Origin of the sequence: Micavibrio aeruginosavorus EPB (genome assembly GCF_000348745.1) — a bacterium.
In the GTDB taxonomy this organism is placed as follows: domain Bacteria; phylum Pseudomonadota; class Alphaproteobacteria; order Micavibrionales; family Micavibrionaceae; genus Micavibrio; species Micavibrio aeruginosavorus_A.
Genome location: NC_020812.1, coordinates 2450622 through 2458610, shown reverse-complemented (window position 1 = coordinate 2458610; position 7989 = coordinate 2450622). Strand labels below are relative to the sequence as shown.

General features: G+C 56.0%; 9 protein-coding genes. 8 read left to right on the top strand and 1 reads right to left on the bottom strand.

The window, feature by feature from the left end; translation table 11 throughout:
* Window positions 1-179: 179 nt before the first annotated feature.
* A complete protein-coding gene (locus tag A11S_RS11640) occupies window positions 180-620 on the bottom strand; it encodes a hypothetical protein (protein ID WP_235067810.1) in 441 nt (146 codons plus the stop codon).
* Window positions 621-790: 170 nt separating this feature from the next.
* On the opposite strand from A11S_RS11640, the gene A11S_RS11635 reads away from it, so the two are divergent.
* The 8 genes from A11S_RS11635 (at window position 791) to A11S_RS11600 (ending at window position 7943) form a co-directional block, all read left to right on the top strand.
* The gene (locus A11S_RS11635; RefSeq protein ID WP_148285150.1) at window positions 791-1417 is read left to right on the top strand and encodes a hypothetical protein; all 627 of its coding nucleotides are present in this window, start codon (window positions 791-793) and stop codon (window positions 1415-1417) included.
* A 232-nt stretch (window positions 1418-1649) separates the two neighbouring features.
* Window positions 1650-3044, top strand: a complete 1395-nt coding sequence (locus A11S_RS11630; protein WP_235067808.1) for a DUF6782 family putative metallopeptidase — start codon at window positions 1650-1652, stop codon at window positions 3042-3044.
* On the top strand, window positions 2998-4245 hold the full coding sequence (locus tag A11S_RS11625; protein ID WP_015468707.1) for a DUF6782 family putative metallopeptidase: 1248 nt from the start codon (window positions 2998-3000) through the stop codon (window positions 4243-4245). The genes A11S_RS11630 and A11S_RS11625 overlap by 47 nt, the downstream gene beginning before the upstream one ends.
* A gap of 157 nt (window positions 4246-4402) precedes the next feature.
* A complete protein-coding gene (locus tag A11S_RS11620) occupies window positions 4403-5281 on the top strand; it encodes a pyruvate, water dikinase regulatory protein (RefSeq protein WP_015468706.1) in 879 nt (292 codons plus the stop codon).
* Window positions 5278-6120, top strand: a complete 843-nt coding sequence (locus A11S_RS11615; RefSeq protein WP_015468705.1) for a shikimate dehydrogenase — start codon at window positions 5278-5280, stop codon at window positions 6118-6120. Before A11S_RS11620 ends, A11S_RS11615 begins: the two co-directional genes overlap by 4 nt.
* Window positions 6117-6740 (top strand): dephospho-CoA kinase, encoded by a 624-nt coding sequence (gene coaE, locus A11S_RS11610; RefSeq protein ID WP_015468704.1) that lies wholly within the window; start codon window positions 6117-6119, stop codon window positions 6738-6740. The genes A11S_RS11615 and coaE overlap by 4 nt, the downstream gene beginning before the upstream one ends.
* Window positions 6724-7434 carry a glutamine amidotransferase-related protein gene (locus A11S_RS11605; RefSeq protein ID WP_015468703.1) on the top strand — a complete coding sequence of 237 codons (711 nt, stop codon included), beginning with the start codon at window positions 6724-6726 and terminating at the stop codon, window positions 7432-7434. Before coaE ends, A11S_RS11605 begins: the two co-directional genes overlap by 17 nt.
* Window positions 7435-7541: 107 nt before the next feature.
* Complete coding sequence (locus tag A11S_RS11600; protein WP_015468702.1) at window positions 7542-7943, top strand: hypothetical protein; 402 nt, start codon at window positions 7542-7544, stop codon at window positions 7941-7943.
* Window positions 7944-7989 lie beyond the last annotated feature (46 nt).

The window sequence follows — 7989 nt, the reverse complement described above, 5'->3', positions numbered from 1 at the left end:
CAATTGGTTAAAAAGATCTTAACAGGGTGGCAAGCCGGTGTGATTGAGAGGGGTCAGCGGGGGCAAAATGGGGTCGGAATCTTTCCCACAATGTTGAACCCCGATTCCCCCACAAACTTATCCCGCGAACATCCGGGGAACTTCGCGGGATAAAAACAAAAGCGGGGTGGCGGTGAAGATCAGGCTTCTTCCAGGGCAAGGGCGGGCCCGGCTCCGGCACTTTCAAAAATCAATTCGAACCCAATGGCCAGATCCTGGGCCACCACTTTTTTGTCGGCGCTGCGGGGCAGACTGATTTTATAGGCCTTGCAGGCATCGAATAAAATATCCTGCAACACATCGTCCGAAACGATAAATCCGGCCATTTGTTCCTTTTTGAACAATCCCGTGGCGGCGGCGCGGAACATCACGCCCTCGGTCTGTTTGCGGGCATTGAACAACGGGCGGAATCGGGCCTGAATGTCGTGGAAAGACCGGTGGAAGTCCCGCGTATGCATAACGTCGAGAATCCGCACATCCCGCGAATCCGGGATTTTCCCGATCAGGGGAATGGCAGCATCCAGCAAAGCGGGGGCAATTTCGTGGAGATAAAACAAAATCTCGCGGCGCTCATGAGGCATTGGCTGAAACTCTAATATATCGTTTTACACTAATATAAACGGTAAATAGGGCTGGCTTTGTCATAGACAAGGGGTCAGGGTCAGGATTCTTGCCAAAAGGCGCGGTTTTTCAAGTTTTTGCCCCCGGCGCCAGCTTGTCGGCCCGCGCAAACCTGTCTAGAATCCCGGCCATGTTTCGTGATGCGTTTCAAAAACTGGACCGGCTGGAAATCGAAAACCTGATGGGGGCGGTGAACCCGCTTCTGGACGGGGCACCGTTCAATCCCCGAACGGTTACGGTCCTGGCGGCGGAATTGTCGTTTTATCCCGGCTGGCGCCTGCTGGATCTGGCGGATCACGAGGTGGTCCCGGCCCGCCGCGTCCATGTTTTGTACAACCCGGAGGCCAGCCAGCCGCTGCGCATTCTGGACTGGACCAACGCCCCGATCTATGCGCTGAACCGCGCCGCACCCCTGACGCTGAAGGATGATCGCGCCGTCGTTGATTATGTGCGGTTTTTCTTTGCGTATGTGCGGGGACGTCACGGGCGTTTCATCATTGCTGAAAACGTTGATGACATTGCCTGGAAGGAAGACCCCCCGCAGGCCGCACGCAAGGCGATTGGCAATCTGCTGGAACCCGTCCGCATGACGGGGGAAGCCAAAGACGGGACCAAAACCCTGGTCGTCCGCATGATCTTTAAAGACAGCCTGTTCCGCTCAACGGTTTTGGTGTCCCCCGACGGGATGGTCAGCCTGACCGATGAGGAGCTGGTGGTCGAAGACATGCCCGTGGTGGATGACCTGCTCGGCCAATAAGCCAAATTTTGCAATTATTTGCCCGCGCCCCCTGTGTGAGGGCGGGCAAGTTCAGATATTAGGGAAAATTAGTCACCTAACCCTTTGTCTAAGAACGGAAAAATATTTTCAAAAAACTGTCCCCTTGGTTAGAACTCATTAACTTCGCCCCCGCATAATGGACCCATACCGCTACATGGGGAATGTGCGGATCAAAACGGGCGCAAAGCCCATTAAACAATGGTTTGGGTTCATGGGTACGAAGTCACAGAATGGCCGCGGCGGGGGCAACGGCACCACCATCGAAATTCTGCAACAGGATGATTGCCGCGTTGCCTATACATTGAACAACGCCCAACCGGTGCGTTGCTCGATCATTGGTGACCAGCCACTGTTCTATATGGATTTTGAAGGCGACATTGAAGACGAGCTGGAATTTGCCAGTGATGGCTATTCATCCATGGGCGCGACCTATGGCGCCGATCCGTTCAGCATTGATGAAATCGAACGCGGCGTTGCCGAAATGAAGGACCGTCTGATGGCGGCGGATGCGGCGTTGTCCGAACCGGGCCTGCCGCAATTGCGCATGGAAGAATTTATGGATGAGATGCGCGCTGCGCTCGATCCGGAACTGGAACCTGCGTCCTGCAGTGAATTTGATCTGCGGGCCTTGCGCGCCGCTTTGGAAAAAAGCCGTGTGGCGCATGCCTATCTGTTGCTGGGCGAACAATTTGGTCTGGGCCTGCATTTTTCGGAACAGGTCGACACCGCGCATTATGACCGCGACGCCAATGCGATTTTCCTGAATCCGCGCCGTGACCGCACGGATCAGATTTTGTTACTGTCCCGCGAATTGCGCCGCATGTGGCAACACCGCAACGGGGCGCTGTTGCATCCGCTGACCTTCCACCCGGATCAGGCCATTCTGGTCAACCGGGCCCAGATCGCTGATCTGGCCGCGTCCACCATCCGCGTGGCGTGGGAACTGCAACTGGCGGGCAACCGCGATCCGTGGGAGCGGCTGGAGGAATCCTCCATGGCCGATCTGGCCCGCGCCTTCGCCCGCGAAGCCTATCTGGATTTCCGCACCATCAATAATGGGTCGGCATCGGCGGCTGTGTTTGAAACATGGTTCCTGTCTGATCGCTGCCGGATTGAGGATCGCACGCTGATCCAGCAAATGCTGGCCGATTATCAGGGTTATGTCTTTGCCGGCGAAGATGCATCACGCACCATCACCACCGATCTGGTGCTGGCGCTGGGCACGATGCCTTTCGGCAAAAATTACCTGGTCTCTTTTGTCCCTACCATCCTGTCCGACGCCATTTTTACCGAGGTGCGGGACCGCTCGAATGCCAATTTCCTGTGGTTCATCAAGTTCGAACGCTCCTTCCGGGAAGCGGAACAGGAATTGCAAACGTCTGAAACCATCCAAACCGGTGCAAATTCTGCCGCCGGAATTACAAAAAATAAAATGGATGGCGACAAATATGAAAAGACGGCAGCAAACATTATCCGTTTGCCCGGGGCGGACCGCGCGTCCGGTTCCGGCAACAACATTCCGGCCAAACGCGCAAGCGGTGGATCTGGCGGAGCCGATATTGTTTACCTCCAGCCCGTCTCTGCAGAAGACGAGCGCGGGGCATGAGTATGAATTGATCGATCTGACGGGGGATGCCCCCCGTTGGGTTGATGCCGATGTGTGTGGATCTGATTCAATGAAGTCCGAGCGTTTAACGCGCAAAACCCATCTGAAACGCCTGCATGGCCGCGATCTCAACCGCGATGCCGCACACCCCCATGTTTATGACCTGACCCATTCCACCGGTGATGCCGTGACGCTGTTGTCCGGTCCGGGTGTGGCGCCATCCGTGCGGATGATGCCGTGCTTCTGGCCGCTCGCCGCCATTCTGGCCGAGGCCGATCAATGCGATATTGATGGCGTTCAGGAACGCCCCTTTGCCTTTCAAACCGACCGCGATGTTCTGACCTGGTGCGCGATGATGGCGGGGGAAAGCCCGCTGGTCCGCGCCCTGATGCTGGATGCCGAAGATCATGGCTGGTCCGTTGGCCTCGATCATCTGGGCCGCGAAGGTTATTACATTGATGTGGCTGAACGCCTGATCCTGATCGATCGTTTTGGCATGAATGTCGATGCGCTGGGTCGCTCGGCGTTCTTCCGCAATGCGTTGCTGACCACCTTTATCCGCGCCTTGCGCGATGTCTGGCACGAAAACCGTCTGGATGGATCGGAAGAAGATTTTGCGCCGGACCAATATCTGATGCTGGAACGCGTACGCGCCGCTGATTGCGATACCGTCACCATTCTGGCGGGTTGGGAATTGCGCGGGGCGGGTTTTGCCGAAATCTGGCGCCATATTCTGGGATCGGACGAGGGTGATATGGCCACCATTTTCACCCGTTTTCTGGAACGCGATCCGGGCGCCTTGTTCAACGGCGCGGTTCTCGCCTACACCTTCCGCCAATGGTATGCGGATACAGCCCGCGTGGATGCCAGCGACCATGAAACGCTGGAAGTTCTGGATGACGTGTTCCTGAATGATGACATTACCCCGTCCTTTGGCGCGGACAAGGTCACCCCGGCGGTGATCGAGGGTCTGGCCATCCTGCCCGATGGCACGGCGTATCTGTCCGGCCTGGGCGACGGCATCCTGAAAGACCCGTTCTTCGCGGGCCTCAGCGACCCGATCAACCAGACCCATTTGTTCCACATCATGTACGATATGGAAGTGGTCATGGTGAACAACGTCCCGTTCCGCGATGCCGACCTGGCCCGCCTGATCTTCCCCGAAGGCGACTTGGTCCGCCCGGCCACGCCGCGGGGGTAAAGGCCGAGGTGGAGCGCCACCACATTGTCATCCCGAACGCATGTGAGGGATCTCACCTTGGGTAGGGGGATCCCTCGTCGCTTCGCTCTGTCGGGATGACAAAGACGGGGGTGTTAAACCCCATGGTTTTTTTGCCTTTTTCCGCTACCATACCAGCATGAAACACCATCGCGCCGATGCGCCGTTTTATGTTCATCTGGTCTCCGACGCCACCGGCACGACGTTGCAGGGGTTGGCGCGGGCGTGCCTGTCCCAGTTTGAAGAGGTTGAGGCGGTGGAGCGGTTCTGGCCCATGGTGCGGACCGATAAACAGCTGGACCGCGTGATCGCGGAAATTGCCGAAAATCCGGGCCCGGTTTTGTTCACCATGGTGGACAAGCATTTGCGCAAACATCTGCAACGGGCGGTGCATGATCTGGGCCTGCCCTGCATGCCGGTGTTGGATCCGATTATTAAAGGGTTATCGTCCTATCTGGGGGTTGCGCCCAAGGGGGTTCCGGGTCTGCAACACGCGCTGGATGCGGCGTATTTCAAACGGATTGATGCGGTGGATTTTGCGTTGTCGTTTGATGACGGGCAAAATCTGGATGGGATCGAGGAAGCGGATGTCATCCTGGTCGGCGTGTCGCGCACATCGAAAACGCCCACGTGCATTTTTCTCGCCCGGCGCGGCATTCGCGCGGCCAATATTCCGTTTGTGCCGGATCTGCCGTTCCCTGAAAAAGTGCTGAAATTAAAGGATTCCACGCATGATGGGCCGTTGATTGTCGGCCTGACCGAAACGCCGGACCGTCTGGTCGCCTTGCGCCGCAACCGGTTGAGGGCGGAGGATATGAATCCGCATTACACCGAAAACACCTATCTGGATATTGATCGCGTCGAAGAAGAAATTCGCATCGCGCGCAAATTTTTCTCGACCCATGGCTGGCCGGTGATTGATGTCACGCGCCGTTCGGTTGAGGAAACATCGGCGGAAATTCAATTGTTGCTGCAACGAAAATTGGGGCTCAAAGATCAGCCGGAGTTGTTGTCATGACGCGCAAAACGGGCCTGATCGGCCATCCGGTATCGCATTCCTTGTCCCCGCTTATCCATACGCACTGGCTGCACAAGTACCGGATTGACGGGTCTTATACGGCGATTGATAGTGCGCCCGATGATTTGGCGGCCCGTGTTCGTGCGCTGGCGGATGAGGGATATGTCGGTTTTAATGTGACCCTGCCGCACAAGGAAGAAATATCATTCCTGTGCGATGATCTGGATGATACGGCGCAGGCCGTGGGTGCGGTGAATACGGTGACCATTGACGAAAATGGCCGGCTGTACGGGCATAACACCGATGTTGATGGGTTTATCAATCATCTGAAATCATCGGTGCCGGATTTTGATTTGTCCGGAAAACACGCGGTGGTGTTGGGTGCGGGCGGCGCGGCGCGTGCGGTTTTATATGCGTTATTGCGCGAAGATTTTGAATGGATCACGTTGATTAATCGCACGCGCGAACGCGCGGTGGCGGTGGCGAACGATCTGGATGATGATGGCCGCGTGTTGATTGTTGATTGGGAAAAACGCGGCGGTGCGCTGGCGGATACGGATTTGCTGGTCAATACAACGTCGCTGGGCATGACGGGACAGGCGCCACTGGATCTGGATGTGGGTGGGTTGTCACCCAATGCTGTGGTGTATGATATCGTTTATCGTCCATTGATGACGCCGTTGCTGCAACAGGCGAAGGTGCGTGGAAACACAATTGTGACAGGCCTTGGCATGCTGTTGCATCAGGCGCGCCCGGCGTTCGATGCGTGGTATGGGGTGATGCCGCATGTGGATGATGAATTGGAATCCATCGTAATGGAACGATTGGTGGAGTCATGATTGTTTTAGGTTTAACCGGATCGATCGGCATGGGGAAAAGCACGGCGGCGGCGATGTTCACGCGGCTGGGTGTGCCCGTGCATGACAGCGATGCATCCGTGCATCAATTGCTGGGTCCAAATGGTGCGGCGGTGGCGGCGGTTGAGGCCGCATTCCCCGGCGTTCTGGATCAAACCAACAATGCGATTGATCGCAAAAAACTGGGGGCGATCATCTTCCCCGATTCTGCAAAAAAGGCGATTTTAGAAGGGATTTTGCACCCGATGGTGCGTCAATCCCAAGCGGATTTCCTGCATAAAAATCGCGTGCTGGGCGTCAAAATCGCGGTGCTGGATATTCCGCTGCTGTATGAAACGGGTGCGGAATCCCGTGTTGATAAGGTGATTGTTGTGACCGCCCCACCGCATGTACAAAAACAACGCGTGCTGGCGCGGCCCAATATGACGATGGATAAATTCAACGCCATTCTGGCTGGACAAATGCCCGATGCGGATAAATGCAAACGGGCCGATTACGTCGTTCAGACGGGCCTTGGTCGCGTGCATACCATGCGGGCGTTAAAAACAATCATGCGTAACCTTCTGCAACAGGGACCATCCCCCCATGTCCACCATCCGTAACGTTACAATTTTCCGTCATTCCATGTCCGATGGCGCGGGCACCATTGCCGATGTGCTGGTTGATCGCGGTGCGGACATCACGTTGATCGATACGTTCGATCATGATTTTTCTGATCTTGACCCATTAAAGCCCGATTTATTGGTGGTTTTGGGCGGGGCGTGCGGTATTTACCAGCGCGATTTGTATCCGTTTTTAAACCATGAAATTGACGCCGTGCGCGCGCGCATTGAAGCGGGCCGCCCCACGCTGGGCATCTGCCTTGGCGCGCAAATGATTGCCGCGGCGTGTGGCGAAGATGTGTACAAGGGCCCGCGTGGCGAAGAATTCGGCTGGCATGATCTGATTTTGAGCGATGCGGGAAAAAATTCCGTCGCCCGTCATTTTGACCACACCGCCACGCGCGTCATGCAACGTCATGGCGATACGTTCAACCTGCCGAAACGCGCCACGCGCCTGGCCAGTACGGCGAAGTACGAAAACCAGATTTACGCAATCGACAATCACGTGCTGGCATTCCAGTGCCATGTCGAGGTGACGCCGCGCATCATGCACAGCTGGTCCGTCGGTCTGGCGCACCGCGCCGCCACGGGCGATCTGGACCTGAACGGCCTGCGGGCTGATACGGACCATTGGCTGCCGAAAATGCAGGCCCAGACGCGGTTGTGTTTGAATGAGTGGCTGGATAATATCTGATTTATCTATTTGAATTTAAACGAATAAAACTATTTATATTGACATAATATCTGTATTTGTGTAGGTTCCCCCCATTCGAAAAAAACGCATTCAGAAGGGGATCGCAAATGACAAAGATTACCAAAAAAGAACATTCAAAATCATCTGCGTTGGAAAATGTATTGGGTTATTCCGGGATCGCAGGGATTGTTGCGGCCCCCTTGCTCGCCATCACCAGCCTGCCTGCCTCTGCCGCATTGGCGGCCTTTACCGGCGCGGCGGCCATCTACAGTTTCGGAACGGCGCTGGATGTGCGTGAAAAAGACAATACGCTGGGTTTTGTGGCGGCCCTGAAGAAAAATGCGCTCTTAAAAACTTTTGCGGCGACCGCAACGGGTGCAGTGCTTTATCTGGCCATCGCTGGCCACGATGCCCCGCAAACCACAAAAACGGAAGCCGCGGCAAAGGCAGAGGCGACCACGCAATCAATCCGCGGTGGCGCGTCCCTTCCCGTACTAAAGGCGCAATAATCTCTTAGAGTTTTCTCCAATCCCCCCGGTCCGTATGGTCGGGGGG